This window comes from Dyella sp. 01N448 (assembly GCF_056399225.1).
The window spans coordinates 786564-812068 of record NZ_JBFTQX010000003.1 but is presented as its reverse complement, the minus strand read 5'-3'; the positions used below and the strand labels follow the sequence as shown (position 1 = coordinate 812068).

The following is a 25505-nucleotide window of genomic DNA, read 5'->3' as shown; positions in this document are numbered from 1 at the left end:
CACTTTAGTTAGATACAAGCCAATCAACAATAGCGTTGATCAGTATTTACAGCACTTTGCAGGTGCTTGTTCTCGTAAAACGGTGACCCGGGGGTCGCCGCCTGCCCTCAATGCCCGGTGGACGGGGGTGCCGCCTTCGCGGCCTTCAGCTGGGCCTGGAGCTCGGCAATGGTCTGATCCTGCTGCTTGAGCTTGGCATCGGTGTCGTGAGACTTGCTTTCTTCACGCGCCACGTCGCCCTGCAGCTGCTTGAGCGCGGCCTGCTGCTTCTCGATGGCCTGATCCAACTGCTTCTGATCGGCGGCCTGTGCGGCCGGCGAGGTTGACGGCTGTGCCGCCCGAGCGGGTACCACGGATACCAGAGCGCACATCACCAACCCGGTCAGCACATGCTTCATTACAGATAGTCCTCGATCAGAAGTTCTGCGATTTGAACGGCGTTGAGCGCCGCACCCTTGCGGATGTTGTCCGCGACAATCCACAGGTCCAGGCCGCGCTCGTGCGAGATGTCCTCGCGGATGCGGCCGACGAACACCGGGTCCTGCCCGGCGGCATCACCCACCGGCGTGGGATAGCCACCGGCTTTGCGCTCGTCCATCACCACCACGCCGTCGGCGCTTTCCAGCAGTGCGCGCGCCTGCTCGGCGCTGATCTTCTCGCGCGTCTCGATGTGCACCGCCTCGGCATGGCCGTAGAACACCGGCACGCGCACCGCGGTGGGGTTCACCTGGATGGTGCGGTCTTCGAGGATCTTGCGCGTCTCCCACACCATCTTCATTTCTTCCTTGGTGTAGCCGTTGGGCTGGAAGTCGTCGATGTGCGGGATCACGTTGAAGGCGATCTGCTTGGGGAATTTCCTGGTTTCCACTTCCTGGAAGCTGAGCAGCGCGGAGGTCTGCTTGCCCAGTTCTTCCATGCCGCTGCGACCGGCGCCGGATACCGACTGGTAGGTCGCCACATTGATGCGCTCGATGCCCACGGCGCGATGGATCGGCGCCAGCGCCACCAGCATCTGCATGGTCGAGCAATTGGGATTGGCGATGATGCCGCGCGTGGTGTACTCGGCGATGGCGTGCGGGTTCACTTCGCTCACCACCAGCGGGATATCGTCCTGGTAGCGGTATTCGGAGGTGTTGTCGATCACCACGGCGCCCGCGGCAGCGGCGCGCGGCGCGTGCTCGCGGCTCACCGAACCACCAGCCGAGAAGAAGGCGATATCGACGCCGTCGAAATCGTAGTCGGCAAGGTTGCGCACGGTGACCTGTTTGCCGTCGAAGCTGATTTTCTCACCGGCGGAGCGCTCGCTGGCCAGAGGGACCAGTTCGCTGATGGGAAATTCGCGCTCGGCCAGGATCGCCAGCAGGGTCTCGCCCACGGCGCCGGTGGCGCCGACCATTGCCACCTTGTAGCTGCTCTTCTTGCTCATGTTCCGTAATCAGGTAGGAGGAATCGGAAAACCGTCCCCGATCTCCGCTTCAGCGGAAATCTAGCCGGGGCGGCGCGCAAAACAACCTGCGACACGCGCGGGCGTGAATGTCATCACGCTTTATGTGCAGACCAGCGTGCCAAAACCGCCGGATTGAGCGCGGTCGGCGGTTTTCCCGCCGCCTCGCCCAAGCCAAGCGCTGCGATCACATTGTCCGCCGCCAGGTTGGCCATCGCACGGCGGGTTTCTTCGCTGGCGCTGGCGATATGCGGGCTGAGCACGGCGTTGTCGAGCGCCAGCAGGTCCGCATGCACGGCCGGCTCGCCCTCGAACACGTCCAGTCCGGCCGCCGCCAGCTTACCTTCCCGCAGCGCCAGCGCGAGCGCCGCATCATCGACGATGCCGCCGCGGGCGATGTTCACCAGCACCGCCGAGCGCTTCATCTGGGCCAGCTCCGGTGCGCCGATGGCATGGCGGTTCTCCGGCGTGAACGGCAGCACCAGCACCAGGTAATCAGCCTGGCGCAACAGCTCGGCCTTGCTGACCAGGGTGGCCTGGCACTCGCGCTCGACCAGCTCGGGGAGGCGCGAGCGGTTGTGATAGAGCACGCGCATATCGAAGCCCGCAGCGCGGCGGGCAATACCCTGCCCGATCCGGCCCATACCCAGGATGCCCAGCGTGCGGCCATGCACGTCCAGGCCTAGCCAGTCGTCGAAACGCATATTGCTGCCCGGCCACTGTCCGGCCCGCAGCCAGCGTTCGGCGGCGCCCACGCGACGGGCCGCGGCGAGCATCAGCGCCCAGGCGTAGTCGGCGACGCTTTCGTTCAATACGTCCGGCGTGTTGCTGGCGAGGACGCCGGCGCGGGTCAGCGCGTCCACATCCAGGTTGTTGTAGCCCACCCCAAGGTTGGCGACCACTTTCAGACGCGTATTGCCCTCGAGCACGCCGGCATCGATGCGATCGGCCAGGCCGACGATGGCCGCATCGACGCCGGCAAGCTTGTGCTTGAGCTCATCGGCCGAGTGGCGATGCTCCACAGCTTCCGCGTCGACGTCGAAGTATTCGGCCAGGCGGGCCAGCACATCGGGAAACAGGGGGCGCGATACCCAGACTTTCGGTTTGGCAGTCATCAACGATCTTCTTCGTACGGGGCCCGGCCCCAACAGAGACCGGGAGAGCTCAGGGAATACGCGGCAATACCTCGCCCACGTCGCCGCATTGGGCGCGATGGCGTAGCGCGTGGTCCATCAGCACCAGCGCCATCATCGCCTCGGCGATCGGCGTGGCGCGGATGCCGACGCAGGGGTCGTGGCGGCCCTTGGTCACCACGTCCACCGCCTCACCCGCCAGATTCACGCTGTGGCCGGGAATAAGAATGCTCGAGGTCGGCTTGAGCGCGATCGAGGCCAAGACTTCTTGCCCCGTGCTGATGCCGCCGAGAATGCCGCCGGCGTGATTGGACGCAAAGCCGTCCATCGCCATCTCGTCGCGATGCTGGCTGCCGTGCTGGGCCACGACGCCGAAGCCATCGCCGATCTCCACGCCTTTCACCGCGTTGATCGACATCAGCGCCGAGGCGAGGTCGCCATCGAGCTTGCCGTAGATCGGCTCGCCCCAGCCCGGCGGCACGCCGTCGGCCACCACGTTCACGCGCGCGCCGACGGAGTCGCCGGATTTGCGCAGCGCATCCATGTACGACTCCAGCGTGGACACTTCGTGTGCATCGGGCCAGAAAAATGGATTCTGCTCGACCACATCCCAGTCGAACGAACCGGGCGTGATATCGCCGATCTGCGCGAGATAACCGCGCACGCGCACGCCGTAGCGTTCGGCCAGCCACTTCTTGGCGATGACCGCAGCCGCCACGCGCATGGTGGTTTCGCGCGCCGAGGAACGACCGCCACCACGCGGATCGCGGATGCCGTATTTCTGCCAATAGGTGTAATCGGCGTGTCCCGGACGGAAGGTCTCGGTGATATTGCCGTAATCCTTGCTGCGTTGATCCGTGTTGCGGATCAGCAAGGCGATCGGCGTGCCGGTGGTCTTGCCTTCGTAGACGCCCGAAAGAATCTCCACCTCGTCCGCCTCGCGGCGCTGCGAGGTGTGGCGGCTCTTGCCGGTGGCGCGGCGATCAAGATCGGTGCGGAACTCTTCCGCGTCGATCGACAGGCCGGGCGGGCATCCGTCGATGACGCAGCCAATGGCCGGACCATGGCTTTCGCCGAACGTGGTGACGGTGAACAGTTTGCCGAAGGAGTTGCTGGACACGAGGCTCGATCGTCTGCGGGATAACCGCCACAGCTTAGCGCGATGCAGCAAATCCTGCGTCGTTTACGCCGCGATCGCGCCATTCGCGCGCCAGCAGGGCGAACACCACGTCGTCCACCCATTCGCCGCGAAACAGCAGGCTCTCGCGGAAATGGGCTTCCTGGCGCATGCCGACGGACGCCAGCAAGGCCATGCTGGGCGTATTGCGCGGGTCGACCGAAGCGTAGATGCGATGGACGGCCAGGCTGCCGAACAAGGCATGGAACAGTGCCTGCAGCGTCTCGCCGGCGTAGCCCTGCCCCTGCGCAAAGGGCGCGATGGTGATGCCGATCTCGGCCTGTTCGTCGGAGAGGCAGAAGCCAACATCGCCAAGCAGCACGCCGTCATCGCTGCTACGGATGGCGCGCTGAAACCAGCGGCACTGCGGCGGCTTATCCAGTGCCATTTGGGTTCGAATGAAACTATCCGCATCGGCCAGCGTCTGCGGACACCAACCCTGGTAGCGGGACACCTCGGGGTCAGCGCGATACCCAAACAGCGCGGCCGCATCGCCCTCATGCAGGGCATCGATACGCAACCGCGCCGTGGTCAGCCGCATGATCGCTCAGCGACCCTTGCGCGCCTCGGCCGCCGCGCGAATCGCCTCGGCGTGCTCGATCAGGTCGCGACGTTCCAGGGCGAACACGCCCATGGGGCCGACCTTGAACTCGATCCACACGAACGGGACTTCCGGCAGCAACTCGCCCAGCTGACGCTCGCTCTCGCCCACTTCGACGATCAGCAGGCCGTCTTCGGTGAGATAGTCGGCCGCTTCATTGAGCATCCGCACGCAGATGTCCAGGCCATCTTCGCCCGAGGTCAGGCCGAGCTTCGGCTCGTGGCTGTACTCGCCCGGCAGCGCGGCGTATTCGTCTTCGGTGACATACGGTGGGTTCGACACGATGAGGTCGTAGCGACGGCCCTTCAGGCCGTTGAACAGGTCCGACTTCACCGCCTCGACGCGGCCTTCCACGTGCTGGAACGCGATGTTCTCGCGCGCCAGCGACAGAGCGTCATCGCTGATGTCGACGATGTCGACCTGCCAGTCCGGATTGAACTCTGCCATGGCGATGCCAATGCAGCCCGAGCCCGTGCACAGGTCCAGGGCGCGCTCGACATGGCGATGATCGAGCCACGGCTGGAAACCCGACTCGATCAGCTCGGCAATCGGCGAACGCGGTACCAGGGCGCGGCGATCACTCTTGAACTTCAGGCCGGCAAACCAGGTTTCACCCACCAGATAGGCCACCGGCAGACGCTCGTTGACGCGGCGCTCGATCAACGCCAGCACGCGCTCGCGCTCCTCGCTGGTCAACCGGCCCGCGCCATAGGCCGGCGGGATATCCGGCGGCAGGTGCAGGCTCGCCAGCACCAGATGGGTGGCCTCGTCGATGGGATTGTCGTGACTGTGCCCAAAGGTCAGCCCGGCCGCCGAAAAGCGGCTGGCGCCGTAGCGGATGAAGTCGATGATGGAGGCGAGTTCGTGGGTCACGGCGGGCACATGGGCGTGAAGGGGTCGCACAGTATAGCCGCTGCCGGCCAGCGGCCGCCCGCTGCTGCCGGGGGCCACCCCGGCCGTCCAAAAGTGGATGGAATTCACAGTTAGCGGCCAGCACCCCCTTTGGCCAATTGTGGGCCGCCGAGCGCGCTCGCAAAAATCCGCCCGCGACCAGCCATGGGAGGGGACCTGTCCGCTGGGTCGCACTCACTCAACAAGGGGAAAACATGAACGTAAGGAAGCTGGTCATCGCGGCCGCATTGGCTGCGGGTTTCTCTATGCCTGCGATGGCGCAAACCGACACGGGTGGCTCAACGGCGGTGACGCCCTGGCCTGCTTTTCTGCAGGAAGCCAATGAAGTGTTTCGCGCGGACTACTCCTATGTCGCGCCAAACGACGTCGATGGTGACGGCCTGAGTGACCTGCTCTGGGTCAACGCCGAGAAAAATGAGGTGGGCTATTGGCTGTCAGGCTGGGGCGACACCTATCCCCAGCCGTACATCGCAGGCGCACGCAAGGCATTTCACGTGCCCGCCGGCTATTACGTCGGCGCCACGGGCGACCTCAACGGCGATCGCATGGTCGACCTGGTACTCACCAACGCCGACCGCAAACTCTTCTTGTGGGCATCCAACGGTACGGGCTTCGACTCCACCCACATCGGCACGTACCCGGAAGGCTGGCAGTTGCTGGGCGCAGGCGACATCGACGGCGACAACAACGCCGATCTGCTGTGGTGGAACGACAGCAAGTGCGAGTTCGGCTACTGGCGCATGCAAGGCGCCACCGTGCTGGAAAGAAAGGTAATCAAGGCGACCTGCGGCTATCACGTGGCCGGGTTCGGACACTTCCTGCTATCCAATCACCTGGACCTGCTGTGGACCAGCGACGCCCATGACGTCTACCTATGGGCAGGCACGGATTCGGGCTTCACGTCCACTTTCCTGGGCAACTACGACCCGCAGGGTCACATCATCGGGACGGCTCTCGCCGGCGACGGCGGCGGCATCAACGTGTATGTGCAGAACGATGCCGCTATGCAGTTCACGCAGTACGAATGGGTACGCTACTACGACCAGCAAGGCAATGTAGGACTGACCACGTTCAATGCCATCCGTAGCCTGCCGATCAACCAGGGTGACTACTTGGGCGCCACCGGCAATATGGATGGAGCGAACGAAGCCGTGCTGCTCTGGGGCAACGACACCGCCAACGCGGCCACCACGCCGAAGGCGCCGGGACGCCTGACCTGGTACACGAGTACGTACGGGGCCTTCACGCCCGGGAGCAACATCTGGCAGGCCACCGCCATCGCCAGCTATCCGACCGGCTGGGCTTTGCTGGGGTCAGGTCACTAAGAAACGAAGGTCGGCGGCCCGCCCGGTCGCCGACCTTCCCCGATGCGCCCCGGCCCGAGGCAATCGACGCCGTCATCGTTCATACTTGCGGGATGACCTTCAACGTACTCCTGCAATACATCCTGCCCCACCGCGCGCTGTCGCGGGTGGTCTACTGGGCCACGCGCTGGACCTTCAAGCCGTGGAAGAACTTCCTGATCAGCACCATCGTGCGCAACTATCAGGTCAATATGGCCGAGGCGGCGCAGCCCGATCCGCTCGCCTACCAGCACTTCAATGCGTTCTTCACCCGCAAGCTGCGGGCCGATGCACGCCGTGCCGATGCTGATCCGAAGGCCCTGATTTCGCCGGCCGACGGCAAGATCAGCCAGATGGGCAAGATCGTTGATGGGCGCATCTTCCAGGCCAAGGGCCAGGAGTACACCGCCGCCGAACTGCTCGGCGACGAGGCCAGTGCCACGCCGTATCGCAACGGGCGCTTCGCGACCATCTATCTGTCGCCGCGCGACTATCACCGCGTGCACATGCCGCTGAAGGGAACGTTGAAGGAGACCGTGCATGTGCCCGGCCGCATCTTCAGCGTCGCACCGTTTGCAGTGGAAGCGATTCCGCGCCTGTTCGCGCGCAACGAGCGGCTGGTCTGCCATTTCGATGGCGAGCACGGCCCGTTCGTGGTGGTGATGGTGGGCGCCATCCTGGTCTCGAGCGTGGCCACCGTATGGGACGGGCTGGTGATACCGCCGTATGCCTCGTCGATCCGTCGCAAGTCGTTCGCCGGCCAGCAGATCACGCTGGAGCGATTCGCCGAGATGGCCCGCTTCAATATGGGCTCGACCGTGATCATGCTGTTCCCCGAAGGCATGGCGGAACTGGATCAGCTGGCCTCGCAGCAGCATGTGCAGGTGGGCCAGCGCCTGGGCGTGGAAGTCGGGGCTTAAGCAAGCCGCCCGTCAATTTATTGACGCCGCGAGTGACGCGTTTCGTCGTTTTGTGACCTTTTTGGCGCATTCCCCGCGCCGGGCGCGGCTATGCTCCCGCTCGGCGACGCCCCTGCGCGAGCGCCATCCCCAGGCCAGACCGAGGACCGTCCATGCGCATCGTCACCCGACTCATCGCGATGAACCGCAGTCGCCAGCTAGGCAGGCAGCTGCGCGAAATCGAGCGCCAGATCCATGCCCTGCCCAAGCGCAGCCGCGCCCGCCTCGGCACCATGGCGCTACGCGAAATCGGCCAGGCCTCGCGCGGCGACTTTCCGCATCTGTACGGCACGCCCCCGGAAGAGCGTTACCTGCCCTGGGGCCAGGGCACCGAGATCGGCCTTGCCCGCGCACGCTCGGACAACCCCGAGGTGGCCATGCGCGGCATCGCACTGTGGCTGGCCGTGGCCTACCACGAGACCAAGAACACCCCGCACCCGAACCTGCAGCCGCACCACCGCGACCTGATGCGGCTGCTGCGCGGGCTGAAGGAAGATCATCGCGCCGATCCCATGCAGACCTGGATGCAGGCGCCTGCCGCGGCCTGAGTCCTCCCACTCGCCCATGAAAAAACGCCGCCCTCAAAGGCGGCGTTTTTCGTTGTTGCGATGGCTAAGGCGCAGTCATCACCGACAAGTCGGCAACTTGAGCACCTGCCCCGGCTTGATCTGGTGATGCCTGAGGTCGTTCATCTCCGACACCTCCTGCACCGAGGAGCAGCTCGCCTTGCTGACGATGCTGGTGAGGGTGTCGCCGCGCCTGACCGTGTAGTTGCGCGTGCGCGACGTGCTGGAACTGCGCGAGGGAGCCGCAGGCGGCGGTGACGGCGAGGAAGGCACCACCGGGATCACCGCGGTGTGCAGGTCGTTCGCCAGGATCGGCCAGGGACCCGTGGTGCAACGCGCTTCGTAAGACTTCTCCAGCACCTTGGGCAGCATGATGCGCACGCCGGTGGGCTGGCTGACCTGCGGATCCAGCCGCGGATTGAGGTTGCGCAAGGTGCGGAACCAGCCATCCTGCATGCCGGCGGCGGAGCCCAGGCAAACGGTGAGCTCGGTCAGCGACGCGGGACGCTTCAACACCACGCTGCCCTGCGCGCCATCCACGTGCGGAAAGCGCAGGTTGTAGCTCTCCGGATGCAGGAACAGCCATGCCGCCGCCAGCACGGAGGGCACGTAGTCGCGCGTCTCCTGCGAGAGCTGGTTGTAGATGGTGGGGTCGTACAGGCTCACCGTGGTGTTGTCGCCGACCAGTCGGCGCATGCGGCCCTCACCGCCGTTATAGGCGGCCAGGGTCAGCTCGAGGTTGTTGTTGAACGCCTTGAGCTGCTCGTCCATGTATTCCGCGTTGGCGCGCGCGGACTCGGCAGGATCGAAGCGCGAGTCGAAACCATCTTCCGTATTGAGGCCAAAGCGCAGGCCGGTGGCGTACATGAACTGCAGCGGCCCGGCAGCGCCGGAGCGCGATATCGCATGCACCTTGCCGCCCGATTCCTTGGCCATGATGCCGAACAGCAGCGCCTCGGGCAGATCCTGCTTCTGGTATTCCGGCCACATCTGATAGCGCAGGAACTGGTAGTTGACGTAGGCATCCATCAGGTTGCCGCGCCACTGGGTGAGCCACATCTCCAGCGCCGCTTTCACCGGACCATTCATGGCGATCAGCTGGGACAGCTGCTGGCCGCGCAGCAAGGTCACGCTGCGCTGCGCCTCGGGCAGGCTGGCCGCACCGGTCTTGCCGGCTTCGCTGCCTTCGGGCAAGTCGTCGCCCATGCTGCCCATGTCGTCGCCCAGGTCGAAGTTGCCATCCTTCAGGCGCAACAGGCGATCGAACGCCGAGAAGAAACGCTGCGGATCGCAGCCCGGCGTCGACGGGCAATGCGCGGAGGCACTTTGCAGTTGATCCAGCGCCGTGGTGAGCGTCTGCTGCGAGGCCTGGGCGTTGCCGGCGCGCGCCTGCGTCAGCGCCGTTTCATAGCCTTTGCTGGCCTGGTCCAGCTGCGCGTAAAGCTGATTGGCCTGCGGCGTGGGAGCGACGGGCTTGCTGCCGCCGCCACTGGAACACGCAGCCATCAGCATCGCGGCAACGGCAAGAGGCGCCATGCGCAGGGAGCGGTATACGACGGGAAAAACCATGAATGACTTCACTACCTGGCTGAAGCGGCGACCTTACTGCGCACGGAGCAGGGACTCAACCGGAAATGTCCTGATTCAATGGGCGACCGCAAGAAGCTGACGCATGGCTACAATCGCGGTGCACCCTATGGATGGAACGCCATGACTGAGATCTTGATCGGCAGCAACGACAGCAGCAGCGTTAGCCTGGACCCGCGCTACGGCAATCGCCACGGCATGATTGCGGGCGCCACCGGCACCGGCAAATCGGTCTCGCTGATGGTGCTGGCCGAAGGCTTTTCGAAGCTCGGCGTGCCCTGTTTTCTGGCCGATGCGAAGGGCGATCTGGCCGGTCTGTCGATGGCCGCGGGCGAACCGGGCGACAAGCTCAAGGCGCGCCTGGCCAAGCTGCATCTGAACGACTGGAAGCCGCAAGCCAACCCGGTCATTTTCTGGGACATCTACGGCAAGCTCGGCCATCCCGTGCGCGCCACCATCAGCGAGATGGGCCCTACCCTGCTCGGCCGCATCCTGGAACTCAACGACACGCAGGAAGGCGTGCTCGAAGTGATCTTCAAGGTGGCCGACGACCAGGGCTGGCTGCTGCTCGACCTGTCGGATCTGCGCGCCATGCTCGGCTTCGCCAGCGAAAACGCCAAGGACATTTCCACCCACTACGGCCTGATCAGCACGCAGAGCATCGCGGCGATCCAGCGCGCGGTGCTCAAGCTGGAGCAGGATGGCGCCGACCAGTTCTTCGGTGAGCCCGCGCTGGAACTGGCCGACCTGATGCGCCAGGACATGAGCGGCCGCGGCGTGATCAATGTGCTGGCCGCCGATCAGCYGATTCTCAAACCGCGCCTGTATTCCACCTTCCTGCTGTGGCTGCTGTCGGAGTTGTTCGAGCAGTTGCCCGAAGTGGGCGATCTGGATCAACCCAAGCTGGTGTTCTTTTTCGACGAGGCGCACTTGCTGTTCGACGACGCGCCGCCCGCCTTGCTGCAACGGGTGGAACAGGTCGTGCGCCTGATCCGCTCCAAGGGCGTGGGCGTGTACTTCTGTTCGCAGAATCCCGATGACGTACCGGGCAATATCCTCGGTCAGCTCGGCAATCGCGTGCAGCACGCGCTGCGTGCGTTCACGCCGCGCGATCAAAAGGCAGTCCGGGCCGCCGCCGAAACGTTCGTGGCCAATCCCAAGATCAACGTAAGCGAGGCCATCACCCAGCTTGCGGTGGGCGAGGCGCTGGCGTCGACCTTGCGCGACGGCGGCGTGCCCTCGCCGGTCGAGCGCGTGATGGTGACCACGCCCACGGCACGCATCGGTGCGATCACCGAGCCGGAGCGCGCCACCGTGCGTCAACGCTCGCCGGTGGGCGGCAAGTACGACACGGCGATCAATCGCGAGTCGGCCGCCGAAATGCTCGCCAAACGCGCCGCGGAAAAGGCCGCCGATCCGCAGGTGGTGGCCAGGCAGGCACCGGCCGGTGCGGCGCCCCAGCAAAGCGGCGGCTGGACGGATGCGGCACGCGAGATCCTGCTGGGCAACAACCGCCGGCAGGGCATGGTCGAAGCGATGGCCAAGTCCGCCGTGCGCGCGGCCGGTTCGCGCCTGGGCCAGCAGATCGTGCGTGGCGTGCTGGGCGGCATTTTTGGCGGCAAGCGCTGAGGGATCCGTCATGTCGCAGACACGCATCATCGCCGTCGTCCTGGTAGCCGCCCTGCTCGTGCTCTTGCTGCTTTATGCCAACGGCTCGATGGGACGATTCCTGTGTCGGCACCACAAAGATGGCTGGCTGGAAAAGCATGGCTTCATCACCTGCGTTCGCGCTCCCTAGCATTCAAAGCACTGCCGCCTGAGGTTAAAACGCTTGCGCATGCCGCGACCTAAACCCGTATCGCCACGTGCGCCGCTGGCGGACCGCTTGATCGCGGGCTTGTCCTATCCGTTGCGTGGCACAGCGCTGGCTACCTGTGTGCTGCTGGGGTTGGGCCAGTGCCTGACGATACTGCCCGGCATCATCGGCATGTGCTTCGCTTTCTTCCTGTGGTTGGCGCGCTGGCGCTACGCGGCGGCCTGTCTGGTACATACGGCCAATGGCTTTGCCGAGCCGCCCGATGTCGGCATGGATGAAAACGCCGCGGCCGGCCGCGCGCTCACCTTGCTGCACATGCTGGTGGTCCTCGCCTGCGTCGCCTGCAAGCTGATTTATGCGCCGATGTTCTGGCCGCTGATCCTGTTCTTCTCGCTCACCCTGCCCGCCATCGACATGTCGCTGGCCTTCGGCGACGAGGCCAACGCGTTCAATCCGCTGCATTGGCAGAAGGTGATCGGTCGGCTGGGCGCGGGTTATTTCCTTCCGGTGGTCATCAACCTCGTCACCGGCCTGCTGATCATGCTGCCATCGCTGCTGCAGCCGAGCCTGCTGGCCATCCTGTGGCAACCGCTGTTCGCGTTCAGCTACACCTACCTGATCATCTTCAACCTGCATCTGATGGGCGTCATGATCCATCGGCATCACGAGCGTTTCGATCTGCAGCCGGAAGCCGACGTGCTGGCGCGCGAAAGCGGCCAGGACGAAGACGAGCGCCTGCTGATCGCGGTGCGCGACATGGCGAAGGTCGATCGTCGCGCTGCCATCGGCATGCTGGTGGAACGCATGCAGGGACACAGTGCGCCGCCGTCGCTGCATCAGGCGTATCGCGAGCTGTTGAAGCAAGAAGGCCTGACCGCCGGTTTGCTCGAGCATGGGCAGATCTGGATCGCGGCGCTGATGGCCAACGGCGAGCCACGTCGCGCGCTTGGGCTGGTGCAGGAATGTATGGAGATCGATCCGAACTTCCTGCCCGATGCGCCGGAAAGCGTTGCCACGCTGGCCGAACTCGCGTCCAGCGCGGGCATGACGCGATTGTCGCTGAAGCTAGGCCGCGGCTACCTTGCGCGCTGGCCGCGCTCGTCCGAGTGCCCGCGCCTGGGCCTGCTCGCCGCCAGGCAGATGGCCGAGCGGCTCGGTCAACACGCCGAGGCAGCCGTGCTGCTGGGCAAGCTGGCAGCAACGTGGAGCGGGCATCCGCTGCATCCATCGCTGGTGGCGTACGCAACCCAGCTGCAACAGGGGCCCGGCATCTCCCGGACACCGGCGCTCGACTAGTCGCAAGTCGTGTTGCGGCTCGCCCGGAAGCGGGTGTAGCGTGCGCAAGCCAACTCCTTTGGTGCACCGCCCCGTCCGCAAGCGATTCCGGCGCTCCGCGGCCGTCGACACGACCGGCTCACACCTGGTGCACAAGGAGAGTTTCATGCGTCACTTCATCGGCAAGTTCGTATGGCTGGGCCTGATGCTGGCGACCCCCGTCGCCTTCGCCCAAAGCACCTCGGCGGCCAAGGAGCCGCCCCGCGCGGTCATTTCGCTGTATCGGGTCGCTCCCGGCAAACACGAAGCCTTTCTCAAATGGATGGCCGATCGCGACGCCATCGACAAGCAGCTCGGCCTGCCGCGCGCGCAGTGGTATGCGCACTACCAGGGCGACTCCTGGGATTACATCGCCATTGCACCTGCATTGACCGATGCGCAGCAGAAGAAAGAAGACGATGCGGCCAAGGCCAAGGGGCTGACGATAGGCGCCAAGTCGTCGATCGAATTCCGCCAGTTCATCGCCTCGCACACCGACACCGTCGCCTTTGGCCCGATGAATGTCAGCGACATGGACGCGATGGTCAATTCGCCCTGAAACCACTGACGGGAGTGCACGGACGTCGCTCCCGTCACCGCTCAGGCGCCAGTCCAGCTAAAATCGGTGCGATGAGCAACCCAACGCAATGACCCACGCATGAGCCGCTGGCGCCCACCCTCGCCTTCATCCACCGCCATCATCACGCGCGAAGGCTTCGAGAAGCTCAAGGCCGAGCTGGATCATCTTTGGCATACGCTGCGCCCGGAAGTGGTCAAAGCGCTGGCGGCCGCGGCGGCCGAGGGCGATCGCTCGGAGAATGCCGAATACACCTATCGCAAAAAGCAGCTCGGCGAGATCGATCGACGCGCGCGCTATCTCAGCAAACGCATTCCGTCGCTCAAGGTGGCCGAGGGCTCGCCGGCAGATCAGGAGCTGGTGTTTTTCGGTGCGAGCATCGAGCTGGAGAACGTCGACTCCGGCGAAAGCGTCGTCTACCGCATCGTAGGGCCGGACGAGACTGACGCCCGCCGGGGCTGGATCAGCATCGACTCGCCGCTGGCCCGCGCGGTGTTGAAGAAACGCCTGGACGACGAATTCGAAGCGGAGCTGCCCAGTGGCCGCACGCGCTTCGTGATCGTGGCGGTGAACTACTGATCATCGCCCCTGCAGCAGCGCCTGCACGTCTGCCTGATGCGATTCGACAAAACGGATGTTGTCCGCGTTGACCCATACCTGGTTGAGATTGCCTGACAAGGCGGGATCATTGCGTGCCTGCACCGCCATCACCGCATTCATCAAGGCGATATTGGCGAGCATGAATTCGCGCGGCGTGAAGCCATATTTCTTCACCAGGGCCGGGATGCGCGGATCGGCCGCCATCGCCTGATTGGCCAGGTCGTCCAGGCTGTGCACCTTGCTGGCATCGGGAGCCGCCTGCGGCGGAATGCCGGTGGCGCGGGCTTCGCGTGTAGCGGCGGCAAGGCGCCCGAAGGCGTCTTCGCTGAGCGTGTATTTCTTGATCTGCTGCTTGTCCGCATCCGGCAATGCCGGCAGTGTCTCCTGCGCGTGCACCAGCGTCGTTGCGCCCAACACCAGGGCGAATACGGCCACGCGGCACGCAGAAACGACACGATCAAAAGCAGGCATAGGTATCTCCGGGAAGCTGCCATTCTAGCTGGCAAAGGCGTCACCCTGGCATCGGGCAGTTCAATGACCGCTCAGTCGTGCAGAAGTTGCTTCATCGCGTGCTGATAATCCGCATCGATCTGCTTGAGCCGCATCGTTTTAGCCTGATCGTTGACCCAACGGGCGTGCATGGCCTGCTCGCGCATCAGGCGAAATTCCAGATCAACGAAAGGCCGCAGCACGTTGTTGTCGGCTTTGGCAAAGCCGGCCAGGTCGGGAATGCGGGCGAGATTGGCGCGCTCGCGATCGCCGGCAGCGCCAGGCGCCCGGCCATAGCCGCGCATGAAAGCGATCAGCTGGCCACGCAGCGGCTCACTCATGCCATCGCGCACCACCAACACGCCTGAAGGGATCAGCGGGGAACGCCAGATCACCCGCAGCTGCGTTCCTTCCGCCGGAAAATTGCGGCGGAACAGATCCAGATCGGGGTTGTTGCAGGTCGCCACGTCCACCTCGCCGTTGGCCACGGCAAGGATATTGTTCTGATGGTTGCCCACACGCACATGGGCGAAAAACGTATCGGAGTTGAGCCCCTTGGCTGCAAACACCTCCGCTTCCGGCGCCACATAGCCCGTGACCGACAAGGTTTCACCACGCGCATAGCGCCAGCGTCCGGGCTTGGCGAGCAGATCCTTGAGCGAGTGGATGGGACTATCCGCTCGCACGATCAGCATGGCGTTATTGCCCTTCGCGCCATCGTTGCGCAGGAATTGCGCCACCACGCTCATGTGCTGGTGTTCCACCGCTTCGATGGCCAGACGCCCGGACAGGAACGCGATGTCCACGCGCTGGTCGCCAATGGCTCCCGAAAGGCCCGCATAGCTGCTGACGGAAACGGTGGTGACGGGGTGGCCGAGCTTGCGCTCAAGGTCTTCCAGCAACGGGCGCCATTGCTCGCGCGATTCCGCGGCGCTGCCGATCGGCAAGATCCCGAAGTGGATGGCTGGAGCGACTGCGCCCTGCACCACCTCGTCGGCGCGTATGCGCGCGACAGGCACCAGCAGGCAGGCCGCACAAAGTGTGCGGAGCCACCATCCAGGTCCCCGTCCAACGCGTGCCCGCCCAGCCGTTTCCATGCGCGCTCCCCAGCCCCGCTGGGTTCGTTGTAGCGCGATTGGCAGGCCGCCGCAATTTGTTGCAGGGACGTAACGGTCGCTCAGAGCTCGACCGGCGAGGGATAGGCGCGCCCTTCGCGACGCGGCTGGTAGCACTCGGCGTGGCGATGAAACGACTCCACTTCGCTGTCGGCACGCCATCCCGGCAGGCCCGACAGGGGCAAGGGGCGCAGGTCCAGGGGATCGCGCAGCAGCTTTCCCGCGCCGATGCCATCGGCTGCGGCGGCCACCATCTGGTCCCCACTGCCAGGCCCAAGGAAGACCAGCGCCTTCCCCACCAGCAGCTTGCCCGGGCTTAGCGCGTGTTCGAGCAAGGCATGGCCAAACACCTGCACGCAGGCCCGGCCGTCCGTCCAGGCACAACGCTCGCGCCAGAACAGCCCATGCCAATCGTGGCTGTCCCACAGATCGAGCAAGTGGCGATCCTTCAGATTCACGATCACGCCAGCCTCGTCGAAGTGCGTCATCGCATATTGGGCGCGCGATCGATCGCGCGTGCCCATGATTGCAATCTCTGCCATCTGCTGCGCATTGAGCGCGCGCTTCAACGAGGGGTAACGCAACCAGGCGTAGGCATTGAACAGATCGTGCCAGTTCGCCTCGCGCGTGGCGATGGCGCCACGCTCGGCAATGCGCTGTTCGTAGTGCAAGCCGTCTTCGAGCAAGGCGGCTGTCTGCGCCACGAAGCGCTCGCGCTGGCCGACAGGCCTGGCTTCGTTGAGTTCATCGATGGAGGGCCAATGTGGCCCCTGCATCCAGCTCGCATATTCACGCCAGCCGACCAGCGGCCAGCGCGCGAACACTGCGGGATCGACGCTTTCGCGGGATGGCGCGACGTAACGCATCACGCCACCGCGTTTAGCCGGCCAGGCGGGCGTGCAGGTCGTGCTCGTCGGCGGCTTCAATCACCACGTCGACAAACTGCCCTGCCTTCAGCAACTGACCGTTGGCGATGTGCACCACGCCATCGATCTCCGGTGCATCGGCGGCCGAACGTGCCACGGCGCCGTTCGCACCAGCCTCGTCCACCAGTACCTTCATGTTGCGGCCGATCTTGCGCTGCAGCTTGGCGGCGGAAATCTCTGCCTGCACCGCCATGAACTGTTCCAGGCGGTCTTCCTTCAGCTCTTCGGACACCGCACCCGGCAGTTCATTCGCCTTGGCGCCATCGACCGGCGAATAGGCAAACGCGCCGACGCGATCGAGCTCGGCCTCGCGCAGGAAGTCGAGCAGCTCTTCGAACTCCGCATCGGTCTCGCCGGGGAAACCCACGATGAAGGTGCTGCGGATGGTGAGATCAGGCACGACCTTGCGCCAGTTTCGGATGCGTTCCAGCGTCTTGTCGATATTGCCCGGGCGCTTCATCAGCTTGAGGATGCGCGGGCTCGCATGCTGGAACGGGATATCGAGATACGGCAGGATCTTGCCCTCCGCCATCAACGGCATCACTTCGTCCACGTGCGGATACGGGTAGACGTAGTGCAGGCGCGACCACACGCCGAGTTCGGACAGGCCTTCGCACAGCTCGGTCATGCGCGTGCGGTAGCTCTTGTCGCGCCACTGGCGCTCGGCGTACTTCACGTCCACGCCGTAGGCACTGGTGTCCTGCGAGATCACCAGCAATTCCTTCACGCCGCCCTTGACCAGGCGCTCGGCTTCCAACAGCACTTCGTCGACCGGACGCGACACCAGGTCGCCACGCATCGAGGGAATGATGCAGAAGCTGCAGCGGTGATTGCAGCCTTCGGAAATCTTCAGATACGCATAGTGCTTCGGGGTGAGCTTCACACCCGTGTCCGGAATGATGTCCAGCAGCGGATTGCGCTTGGGCGGCAGCGCCGCATGCACCGCCTGCATCACGCTCGCATAGTCCTGCGGACCGGAAATGGCGAGCACATCCGGATAAGCCTCGCGGATCAGCTCCGAGCGCTTGCCCAGGCAGCCGGTGACGATCACCTTGCCGTTCTCATGCAGCGCTTCGCCAATGGCGTCCAGCGACTCCTGCACGGCGGCATCGATGAAGCCGCAGGTGTTCACCACCACGGCGTCGGCAGCGCCGTAGCTGGGCACGATCTCGTAACCCTCGACCTTGAGCTGGGTGAGGATGCGTTCGGAATCGACCAGCGCCTTGGGGCAACCAAGACTGACGAAACCGACTTTGGGCGAGACCTGCGACATGGCGTGGGGACCGTAACTATGCGGAAAACGGGAGATTGTATCGCACACCCGGCCGCCACACCGGCTTGACTTGCTGAATGGCTAGAATTGCCTTTTGACGCCTCAGGAGCACGCCCCATGGGTCAGCACATCAATCTCAACACCACGCGCATGCAGTGCATCGGCGCCTATCTTGCCCAGCCCGAGGGCAAGCCCAAGGGCGGCATCGTGGTGATCCAGGAGATTTTCGGCGTCACCGAGCATATCCGCCATGTCGCCGATGGCTTTGCGCAGGCGGGCTATACCGCCATTGCCCCGGCGTTCTTCGATCATCTTGAGACCGGGGTGGATCTGAAATACGACAACGAAGGCATGCAGCGCGGCCGCGAACTGGTGACCGAGCTAGGCCTGGACCGCGCGGTGGAAGACGTCGCCAGTGCCGCCGAGGCGATCAGCTCGGCCGGACGCATCGGCACCGTGGGTTACTGCTGGGGTGGCACCGTCGCGCTGCTGGCGGCGCTGCGACTGGGTCTGCCGTCGGTCAGTTACTACGGCGCCCGCAATGCGGCATTTCTTGGCGAAAAGCCCAAGGCGCCGGTGATGTTCCACTTCGGCGAAAAGGACACATCCATTCCGCCGGAAACGGTGCAGAAGCACCGCGACATGCTGCCGCAAATGGAAGTGTTCACCTACCCCGCCGGCCACGCCTTCAACCGCGATGTGGGACCGCAATACGACCAAGCCAGCGCCAGGCTCGCCTACCAGCGCACGCTGGCCTTCTTCGACAAACACCTGGTGCAAGGCGCATGAGCGATGCGGGGTTTGTGCTCGATTCGCGCCTGCGCAATGACACGCGCCATGTCGCCTCGCTTGAGTTGTGCGACGTGTTGCTGATGAACGACACGCGCTTTCCCTGGCTGGTGCTGGTTCCGCGCGTGCCCGGTATGGTGGAGATCTGCGATCTCCCCATCGAGCAGCAGACCATGCTGTGGCGCGAAGTGAGTCACGCCTCGCAGGCGCTGCGTTCGCTTGGGGCGTTCGACAAGCTCAATCTCGGCGCCCTGGGCAATATCGTGCGCCAGCTGCACGTGCACGTCGTCGGCCGACGCGAAGGCGATGCCGCGTGGCCGGGCCCGGTATGGGGCAGCGGCGCGGCAGCGCCTTATGGCGACGAAGCCATGGCGTCGCTGCAGACGAGGCTGCGCGACGCGCTGGAGGGCTGAGCGATCACTTCCAGCGGCACAAAAAAAGCCCGCGAAATCCGCGGGCTTTTTCAATGCAACAGCGAGCTTACATGTGCTGCTGCGGCGGCGGGGCTTCGGCCTTCACCGGCGCCTTGTAATCTTCAAGATCACGCGCCTTGGTGTCGACCACGCTGATCTTCTTCAGCGTGCCGCCGTCGTCGTAGTACACGGTGAAGCCGTAGTCGATCTGCAGACGGGCCATGTACTGCAGATGCTGCTTGCGCACCTTGGAGTCGTCGCTGGGCTCCAGCAGCACCGTCTTGGGCAGCTTGCCCTGGTCCTTGAGGTAGGCGAAGTGGCTGCCGGTATCCAGTGCCGAGAGCACCGCGCCGTCGACGACGAACTGGCCGCTCTTATAGGCCTGGATCACCGCGTCGAACTGGCTCTTCATGTCCGCGGTGCGCACTTCATCCTTGGCGCTGCCGCGGTGGCAGCCGGCCAGCACCAGCATGCTGCCCAGCAGGATGGCTGCGCCGGCGCGGGTCAGCAGCGTGGAAAAACGGGTCATGCGGGATCTCCTGCAAAGGCATCGATGTGAACAAAAAGAGTGTAGCGCCGCCCCGGCCTGATGCATCGAACCCGGACGGCAACCATTCAGGTGAACGTGACGGCGATCGCAAAGAACTGCGAACGACGGCTTCAGGTGCGCGGCAACGTAACGCCTTGCTGCCCCTGGTACTTGCCGCCGCGATCCTTGTAGCTGGTCTCGCATTCCTCATCGGACTCGAGGAACAGCATCTGGGCCACGCCCTCGTTGGCGTAGATCTTGGCAGGCAGCGGGGTGGTATTGGAGAACTCCAGCGTCACATGTCCCTCCCACTCCGGTTCCAGCGGGGTCACGTTGACGATGATGCCGCAGCGGGCATAAGTGCTCTTGCCCAGGCAGATGGTGAGCACTTTGCGCGGAATGCGGAAATACTCGACCGTGCGTGCCAGCGCGAACGAGTTGGGCGGAATGATGCACACATCCGCCTCCACGTCGACGAAGCTGGTCGGATCGAACGCCTTCGGGTCGACGATGGTGGAGTTGATGTTGGTGAAGATCTTGAACTCGCGCGCGCAACGCACGTCGTAGCCGTAGCTCGACGTGCCGTACGACACCAGCCTGGTGTTGTCGCGCGTCTTGACCTGGCCGTGCTCGAACGGCTCGATCATGCCGTGCTGCTCGGCCATGCGGCGGATCCACTTGTCGGATTTGATGCTCACTCGTGCTCCCGAGGGGCTGATCTGTCGCGCCGGATGGCGTAAAGGTTGGGAAAATAGCGGAAAGTGATGGTTGGCCGCCAGTCGGAACTGGATGAGACGGGGTTTTGTGGGGATTTGGCTAGCCAGTGGAGCCGAAGATGTACCTGTTTGTCTGTGGGAGCGCACCCTGTGCGCGACAACCCTACGAAGCGGTACACCTCAGCGTGGCTGTCGCGCACAGGGTGCGCTCCCACAGAAGTGCCCTGCCGTGCCGCTCCCCGCCTCGGCTCCGCTCTAGGCTCCGCTCTAGGCTCCGCTCTAGGCTCCGCTCTAGGCTCCGCTCTAGGCTCTTGCCCCCGGGGTCCCCGTATGACGCGGCGGGCGGGTGGAGGAAAGCCCGCAGGGTGGCCGCATGGATGCGGCCAGTTTTTCGACAGGACAGGGATGTCCTGTCGAAAAACCCCGTAACCCGCACGCGCACCTGGAGGGCCGAAGGCCCGGAAGGCGCGTCATCCGGGGGGCCCTTCTCTTTGGTTACTTTCTCTTGGGCAAGCAAGAGAAAGTGACCCGGCCTCCGGCAGGAGGACGGAAGCCCGCGGCAGGCGAGCCAGATCGCGATTAGGCGACAATCAAGCGCACTGCCCTGGATGACCAGCTTCGCTGTTGAGAAGCGCCTCCGGCCTACGCCGGGATGACGGGCAAAAGCCCCTACGGCGCCCCCTGCACCATGATCTTCCCCAACCCCAACGACTTATTCCGCGGCATCCGCGACAACCGCCCCGCCACATTCCGGGCCATCTCCCGATAGCGCGCAGCAAGATCGGAATCGGGAATTGCGGCCACCGTCGGCGTGCCGCCGTCGGCTTGTTCGCGAATGCGGATGTCCAGCGGCAGCGAGCCCAGGTACGCCACGTTGTACTGCTCGGCCATGCGTGCGCCGCCGCCCTCGCCGAAAATATGCTCCTCGTGGCCGCAGTTCGAGCACACGTGGGTGGCCATGTTCTCCACCACGCCAAGCACCGGCACCTCGACCTTCTCGAACATCTTCAGCGCCTTGCGTGCATCGAGCAGGGCGATGTCCTGTGGCGTGGTGACGATCACCGCGCCCGACACCGGCACCTTCTGCGACAGCGTGAGCTGGATGTCGCCGGTACCCGGCGGCAAGTCGACGATAAGGTAATCGAGCTGTTCCCAGCGGCTGTCGTTGAGCATCTGCATCATGGCCTGGGTGACCATCGGGCCGCGCCAGATCATCGGCGTCTCCTCCTCGATGAGGAAACCGATCGACATGATCTGCAGGCCGTGCGATTGCAGCGGAATGATGGTCTTGCCGTCCGGCGACTGCGGCTTGCCGCTGATGCCGAGCATGCGCGGCTGGCTGGGACCGTAGATGTCGGCATCGAGCACGCCCACTTTGGCGCCTTCGGCGGCCAGAGCGAGCGCCAGATTGGCCGACACCGTGGACTTGCCCACGCCGCCCTTGCCCGAGGCGACCACGATCACGTTCTTCACACCCGGCTGGGGCGCCAGCGTGCCCTGCACCTTGTGGGAGTGCACGCGTGTACTGATCGACACCGACGCCGCGGCGATGGCCGGATCGGCCTCCAGCACGCGCTTGGCGTTGGCGGCCAGTGCATCGGCCACGCTCGCGGCCGGGTAGCCCAGCTGGATGTCCACCGAGACGCGATCGCCATCCACGCCCACGGCGCGGATCGCCTCGGCCAGGGGGGCGCCGGTATGGGTATCAATAAGTTCGCCAAGGATATGGCGGACCAGGGCCTCACTCGCCTGCGTCATAGGGATTCGATGCGATGTCATGGGGGTCACCCATTATGCCAGTGTGCGCAGCCCCCAACGGCCTGCGGCGCTTTCGCAATGCAGCTTGACGGCTTTGCGCCCAGTCGGTCAGGCTCGGAACATACGCTTTCGTACGGGAGGAGCATCCATGAAGTCATTGCTACGCATCGCTGTAGTCACTGCGCTAATGCTGGGTACCAGCGCCGTGTTTGCCGCCGAGGTCACCCCGGTAGGCACCTGGAAAACCATCGACGATGAGACCGGCAAGCCCAAGTCCATCGTGAAGATCACCGACGAAGGCGGCGAACTGAAGGCCACGGTGGTGGAAGTGCTGCAGTCCGACGAGGGCCCGCACCCGATCTGCAAGAACTGCGACGGCGAGCGCAAGAACAAGCCCGTCGAAGGCATGAACATCATGTGGGGCGTGCACAAGGACGGCGACATCTGGGACGGCGGCAAGATCCTCGATCCCAAGACCGGCAAGATCTACAAGGTGAAGCTGCAGCCCAGCGAAGACGGCAGCAAGCTGACCGTGCGCGGGTATATCGGGTTCTCGCTGCTCGGTCGCAGTCAGGAGTGGCAGCGCCAGCCGTAAGCGGCACTGCTCTTAATTGTAGGAGCGCACTTGTGCGCGACCGGCGTGCGATAAGGCACGTAACGCCGCGGTCGCGCACAAGTGCGCTCCTACACAAGAGGACTGAGACGTGTCAGTCGGCGGTCGCTTCTGCCCGATGCACCGCCACGCCATGCGCCGAAAACGAAGCACGCGTCGCCCGATCCGCCGAATGCTCCACCACCAGATGCTGCACCCGGGCCAGCTCGGCCACTTGATGCGCAGCCACTGCGCCCAGTTTGTCGTCGGTCGCCACGACCACGGTTTCGTCGCTTGCCTCGATCATCGCGCGCTTGAACAGCGACTCCTCGCTATCGAAGCCCCACAGGCCGTGCGCCGCATCGATGGCGCAGGCGCCGGGAAAACACAGGTCGGCACGCACCCGGCGCACCTGGTCCACGGCTTGCGCGCCAGTGGCCCCGCCAATGGTGGCGTCGATGCGTCCGCCGATCAGCAAGACATCGAAGCCCTCGCGATCGAGCAGCACCTGGGCGATATGCGGGGCATTGGTGATCACGGTCAGCCGCGCATCGCGCGGCAAGGCGGCCGCAATCGCCGCATTGGTACTGCCCGCGTCGATCAACAGCGTCTGGCCGGCCTGCACCAGACTCGCCGCCTTGCGCGCCAGCGCTTGCTTGCGTGCGGAATGTTCGTTGCGCCGCTGCTTCAGCGGCGTCAGCGTCACCGTGGGCAAGAGCGCGCCGCCATAGACGCGCTTGCACAGACCCAGCGCCGCCAGCTCGCGCAAGTCGCGGCGAATGGAGTCTTCCGATACTTCGAAGGCGAGCGCCAATTCCGCGGCCACTACGCGTCCTTCGGCACGCAGGCGTTCGAGGATGCGTTGCTGGCGTTCTTCCGGCAGCGCGTTGCTGTCGACACTGGCGATGGGCGACTTAGCCATGGGATGCCTCGCGCGCGGATGCTTCAAGCAATTCCAGTTCCACCAGGCGCTGGCGCAGGCCATCGGCATCGCGGAACCACCAGCCCTGCATGCCCAGCGCTTCGGCGGCGGCCACATTGCGGGCCGAATCGTCGATATACAGCGCCCTCGACGGATCGACCGCGTAGCGTTCCAGAAGTCGCTGGTAGATGCGCGAGTCGGGCTTGATCAGGCCCTCCTCGCCGGACACGACGATGCCTTCGAACCACTGCAGGAACGCAAAGCGCTGCCGTGCGATGGGAAAGGTTTCCTGCGACCAGTTGGTCAGCGCCAGCAGACGCACGCCGCGCGCACGCAATTCGGCCAGCAGCGCGACCGTGGCTTCCATCGCGCCGACCAGGGTTTCTTCCCAGCGCAGGTGGTAAGCATCGATCAGCTCGGCGTGTTCGGGAAAACGACCGCGCAGCAGCGCGGTCGCCTCCGACCACGGGCGTCCTGCATCCTGTTGTTCGTTCCACTCGCTGTTGCAGACCTCGCGCAGGAACCAGTCCATCTGCGCCTCGTCGCCGATCAGCTGGCGATAGAGCCGGCGCGGGTCCCAGGCAATCAGCACGTTGCCCAGGTCGAAGATCACGGTGTCGATGGCGGGGCTGGTCACTTCACGATCCTCGCGGAGAACGACACCAGCACCAGCAGGCCGGCCACGCCGGCAAACGCCATGGGCAGATTGCTGATATGGGCCACCAGACCGATCAACGCGGGGCCGCTGAGCAAGCCCACGTAACCGAGCGTGGTCACCGTGGCAATGGCAATGGCCGGCGACGTATTGGGGAGGCGGCCTGCCGCGCTGAACATGACCGGCACGATGTTGGAGGCGCCCAGGCCGATCAGCACGAAACCCAGCAGCGACATCACCACGCCCGACACGCAGGCCACCAGCAGGAACCCTGCCGCAGCCAGCGCGGCGCCGAAGCGCATGGCCGACTCGGGGCCATAGCGTCCGACAAAGCGGTCGCCGGAAAAACGCCCCACCACCATCGCGGCCGAGAAGAACGCATAACCGAAGCCCGCCGATGCCGCCGATACGCCGCGGACGTCGCGCAGGAACACCGCACTCCAGTCCAGCATGGCGCCCTCGGCGAGAAAGCTCACGAAGCACAGCAAACCAAGCAGCCATGCCAGCGCGTGCGGCATGCGCATCGGTTCCTTGCGCGGTGTATCGGCCGTCGGCGCGTCATCGAGCAGGTCGCTGCGCAGCCACAGCACCACCGCGGCGAGCAGGATCGCCAGGACGCTGGCGGCCGCCGTGAGCGGCACGCCCATGGCCAACAACGCGCTGGTCAGGGCCGCGCCAGTGAGGCCGCCCACACTGAACAAGCCGTGGAAACCGGACATCAGTCGCCCGCCGTCGAGGCGTTCCACATCGACAGCGTGCGCATTCATCGCGACATCCACCGCGCCCAGCACCACGCCGAAATACAGCAGCACGGCAATCAGCGCGGTGATGTTGGTGACCATGGCCAGCGCCGGCAGCGCCACGCACATCAGCAGGCCCGAGGCGACGATCAGCGTGCGATTGCCCAGCCGATGGGCCAGCCACCCCACGAACGGCATGGAGAGCATGGAACCGCCGCCGAACGCGAGCAGCGCCAAGCCGAGCTGGGCATCATCCAGCCCGAGTCGCGCCTTGGCATAAGGCACCATCGGCGCCCAGGCGGACATGCCGATGCCCGACACCAGGAAGATCAGCCGCGTCGCCCGTCGGGCGCCCGCGAGTGAGGCCGTATCGGGCTTGCCGGCAATCGCAGCGTCGGAAGTGGAGTTCACGGCATTCCTGTTGATGGGAAGATTCGGACTAAATGTACATAAACGTGCAAGATCGTGCAATCACGGATTGGCGGCGATGTTCCGCGCCCGGTATCAGGCTGCCATGTTCGCGCAATCGGGCGAGCTAAGACACGCGTGATGCCATCGG

General features: G+C 64.7%; 28 protein-coding genes. 11 read left to right on the top strand and 17 right to left on the bottom strand.

Annotation, left to right across the window (positions count from 1 at the left end; translation table 11 throughout):
- Positions 1 to 107: 107 nt before the first annotated feature.
- The 6 genes from AC1DKY_RS07860 to prmB form a co-directional block, all read right to left on the bottom strand.
- Complete coding sequence (locus AC1DKY_RS07860) at positions 108 to 398, bottom strand: hypothetical protein (protein WP_441603472.1); 291 nt, start codon at positions 396 to 398, stop codon at positions 108 to 110.
- Complete coding sequence (locus AC1DKY_RS07855) at positions 398 to 1426, bottom strand: aspartate-semialdehyde dehydrogenase (RefSeq protein ID WP_441603473.1); 1029 nt, start codon at positions 1424 to 1426, stop codon at positions 398 to 400. Before AC1DKY_RS07855 ends, AC1DKY_RS07860 begins: the two co-directional genes overlap by 1 nt.
- A gap of 113 nt (positions 1427 to 1539) precedes the next feature.
- On the bottom strand, positions 1540 to 2559 hold the full coding sequence (locus AC1DKY_RS07850; protein WP_441603474.1) for a 2-hydroxyacid dehydrogenase: 1020 nt from the start codon (positions 2557 to 2559) through the stop codon (positions 1540 to 1542).
- Between the two features lie 49 nt (positions 2560 to 2608).
- Complete coding sequence (gene aroC, locus AC1DKY_RS07845; RefSeq protein WP_441603475.1) at positions 2609 to 3697, bottom strand: chorismate synthase; 1089 nt, start codon at positions 3695 to 3697, stop codon at positions 2609 to 2611.
- 34 nt (positions 3698 to 3731) lie between these two features.
- Positions 3732 to 4295, bottom strand: coding sequence for a GNAT family N-acetyltransferase (locus AC1DKY_RS07840; protein WP_441603476.1), 564 nt, complete (start codon positions 4293 to 4295; stop codon positions 3732 to 3734).
- A 6-nt stretch (positions 4296 to 4301) separates the two neighbouring features.
- Positions 4302 to 5228: a 50S ribosomal protein L3 N(5)-glutamine methyltransferase gene (gene prmB, locus AC1DKY_RS07835; protein ID WP_441603477.1), complete on the bottom strand. Its 927-nt coding sequence runs from the start codon at positions 5226 to 5228 to the stop codon at positions 4302 to 4304.
- 233 nt (positions 5229 to 5461) lie between these two features.
- On the opposite strand from prmB, the gene AC1DKY_RS07830 reads away from it, so the two are divergent.
- From AC1DKY_RS07830 to AC1DKY_RS07820, 3 genes are all read left to right on the top strand, one after another.
- Complete coding sequence (locus AC1DKY_RS07830) at positions 5462 to 6592, top strand: FG-GAP repeat domain-containing protein (RefSeq protein WP_441603478.1); 1131 nt, start codon at positions 5462 to 5464, stop codon at positions 6590 to 6592.
- A gap of 92 nt (positions 6593 to 6684) precedes the next feature.
- Positions 6685 to 7530 (top strand): archaetidylserine decarboxylase, encoded by an 846-nt coding sequence (gene asd / locus AC1DKY_RS07825; protein WP_441603479.1) that lies wholly within the window; start codon positions 6685 to 6687, stop codon positions 7528 to 7530.
- A gap of 152 nt (positions 7531 to 7682) precedes the next feature.
- On the top strand, positions 7683 to 8117 hold the full coding sequence (locus AC1DKY_RS07820; protein WP_441603480.1) for a hypothetical protein: 435 nt from the start codon (positions 7683 to 7685) through the stop codon (positions 8115 to 8117).
- 78 nt (positions 8118 to 8195) lie between these two features.
- Here the strand turns inward: AC1DKY_RS07820 and AC1DKY_RS07815 are convergent, their stop codons facing one another.
- On the bottom strand, positions 8196 to 9704 hold the full coding sequence (locus AC1DKY_RS07815; protein WP_441603481.1) for a transglycosylase SLT domain-containing protein: 1509 nt from the start codon (positions 9702 to 9704) through the stop codon (positions 8196 to 8198).
- A gap of 141 nt (positions 9705 to 9845) precedes the next feature.
- On the opposite strand from AC1DKY_RS07815, the gene AC1DKY_RS07810 reads away from it, so the two are divergent.
- The 5 genes from AC1DKY_RS07810 (at position 9846) to greB (ending at position 14008) form a co-directional block, all read left to right on the top strand.
- Positions 9846 to 11351, top strand: coding sequence for a helicase HerA-like domain-containing protein (locus AC1DKY_RS07810; RefSeq protein ID WP_477179894.1), 1506 nt, complete (start codon positions 9846 to 9848; stop codon positions 11349 to 11351).
- A 10-nt stretch (positions 11352 to 11361) separates the two neighbouring features.
- On the top strand, positions 11362 to 11520 hold the full coding sequence (locus AC1DKY_RS07805; protein ID WP_441603483.1) for a hypothetical protein: 159 nt from the start codon (positions 11362 to 11364) through the stop codon (positions 11518 to 11520).
- Between the two features lie 39 nt (positions 11521 to 11559).
- Entirely contained in the window at positions 11560 to 12834 is a 1275-nt protein-coding gene (locus tag AC1DKY_RS07800) for a hypothetical protein (protein WP_441603484.1), read from the top strand.
- 145 nt (positions 12835 to 12979) lie between these two features.
- Positions 12980 to 13411: a hypothetical protein gene (locus AC1DKY_RS07795; RefSeq protein WP_441603485.1), complete on the top strand. Its 432-nt coding sequence runs from the start codon at positions 12980 to 12982 to the stop codon at positions 13409 to 13411.
- 99 nt (positions 13412 to 13510) lie between these two features.
- Entirely contained in the window at positions 13511 to 14008 is a 498-nt protein-coding gene (gene greB / locus AC1DKY_RS07790) for a transcription elongation factor GreB (RefSeq protein WP_441603486.1), read from the top strand.
- Here the strand turns inward: greB and AC1DKY_RS07785 are convergent, their stop codons facing one another.
- The 4 genes from AC1DKY_RS07785 to rimO form a co-directional block, all read right to left on the bottom strand.
- A complete protein-coding gene (locus AC1DKY_RS07785; protein WP_441603487.1) occupies positions 14009 to 14500 on the bottom strand; it encodes a hypothetical protein in 492 nt (163 codons plus the stop codon).
- Between the two features lie 71 nt (positions 14501 to 14571).
- Positions 14572 to 15615 carry a phosphate/phosphite/phosphonate ABC transporter substrate-binding protein gene (gene phnD / locus AC1DKY_RS07780; RefSeq protein WP_441603488.1) on the bottom strand — a complete coding sequence of 348 codons (1044 nt, stop codon included), beginning with the start codon at positions 15613 to 15615 and terminating at the stop codon, positions 14572 to 14574.
- Positions 15616 to 15695: 80 nt separating this feature from the next.
- Positions 15696 to 16499 carry a DUF3025 domain-containing protein gene (locus AC1DKY_RS07775; protein ID WP_441603489.1) on the bottom strand — a complete coding sequence of 268 codons (804 nt, stop codon included), beginning with the start codon at positions 16497 to 16499 and terminating at the stop codon, positions 15696 to 15698.
- 13 nt (positions 16500 to 16512) lie between these two features.
- A complete protein-coding gene (gene rimO, locus AC1DKY_RS07770) occupies positions 16513 to 17832 on the bottom strand; it encodes a 30S ribosomal protein S12 methylthiotransferase RimO (RefSeq protein WP_441603490.1) in 1320 nt (439 codons plus the stop codon).
- A gap of 117 nt (positions 17833 to 17949) precedes the next feature.
- Between rimO and AC1DKY_RS07765 the strand changes: the two genes are divergently transcribed.
- A complete protein-coding gene (locus tag AC1DKY_RS07765; protein ID WP_441603491.1) occupies positions 17950 to 18621 on the top strand; it encodes a dienelactone hydrolase family protein in 672 nt (223 codons plus the stop codon).
- Complete coding sequence (locus tag AC1DKY_RS07760) at positions 18618 to 19034, top strand: HIT domain-containing protein (protein ID WP_441603492.1); 417 nt, start codon at positions 18618 to 18620, stop codon at positions 19032 to 19034. Before AC1DKY_RS07765 ends, AC1DKY_RS07760 begins: the two co-directional genes overlap by 4 nt.
- A gap of 67 nt (positions 19035 to 19101) precedes the next feature.
- On the opposite strand, the gene AC1DKY_RS07755 is transcribed toward AC1DKY_RS07760, so the two are convergent.
- From AC1DKY_RS07755 to apbC, 3 genes are all read right to left on the bottom strand, one after another.
- Entirely contained in the window at positions 19102 to 19563 is a 462-nt protein-coding gene (locus AC1DKY_RS07755) for a hypothetical protein (protein ID WP_441603493.1), read from the bottom strand.
- A 131-nt stretch (positions 19564 to 19694) separates the two neighbouring features.
- Positions 19695 to 20261: a dCTP deaminase gene (dcd, locus tag AC1DKY_RS07750; protein ID WP_441603494.1), complete on the bottom strand. Its 567-nt coding sequence runs from the start codon at positions 20259 to 20261 to the stop codon at positions 19695 to 19697.
- Between the two features lie 687 nt (positions 20262 to 20948).
- Positions 20949 to 22037: an iron-sulfur cluster carrier protein ApbC gene (gene apbC / locus AC1DKY_RS07745; RefSeq protein WP_441603495.1), complete on the bottom strand. Its 1089-nt coding sequence runs from the start codon at positions 22035 to 22037 to the stop codon at positions 20949 to 20951.
- Positions 22038 to 22185: 148 nt separating this feature from the next.
- Between apbC and AC1DKY_RS07740 the strand changes: the two genes are divergently transcribed.
- Positions 22186 to 22632 (top strand): DUF2147 domain-containing protein, encoded by a 447-nt coding sequence (locus AC1DKY_RS07740; RefSeq protein ID WP_441603496.1) that lies wholly within the window; start codon positions 22186 to 22188, stop codon positions 22630 to 22632.
- Between the two features lie 112 nt (positions 22633 to 22744).
- Here AC1DKY_RS07740 and AC1DKY_RS07735 read toward each other — a convergent pair whose 3' ends face one another.
- The 3 genes from AC1DKY_RS07735 to AC1DKY_RS07725 are packed head-to-tail and all read right to left on the bottom strand — an operon-like array spanning position 22745 to position 25357.
- On the bottom strand, positions 22745 to 23551 hold the full coding sequence (locus AC1DKY_RS07735) for a DeoR/GlpR family DNA-binding transcription regulator (protein ID WP_441603497.1): 807 nt from the start codon (positions 23549 to 23551) through the stop codon (positions 22745 to 22747).
- Entirely contained in the window at positions 23544 to 24188 is a 645-nt protein-coding gene (locus AC1DKY_RS07730) for an HAD family hydrolase (RefSeq protein WP_441603498.1), read from the bottom strand. The genes AC1DKY_RS07735 and AC1DKY_RS07730 overlap by 8 nt, the downstream gene beginning before the upstream one ends.
- On the bottom strand, positions 24185 to 25357 hold the full coding sequence (locus tag AC1DKY_RS07725; RefSeq protein ID WP_441603499.1) for an MFS transporter: 1173 nt from the start codon (positions 25355 to 25357) through the stop codon (positions 24185 to 24187). Before AC1DKY_RS07725 ends, AC1DKY_RS07730 begins: the two co-directional genes overlap by 4 nt.
- Positions 25358 to 25505: the final 148 nt, after the last annotated feature.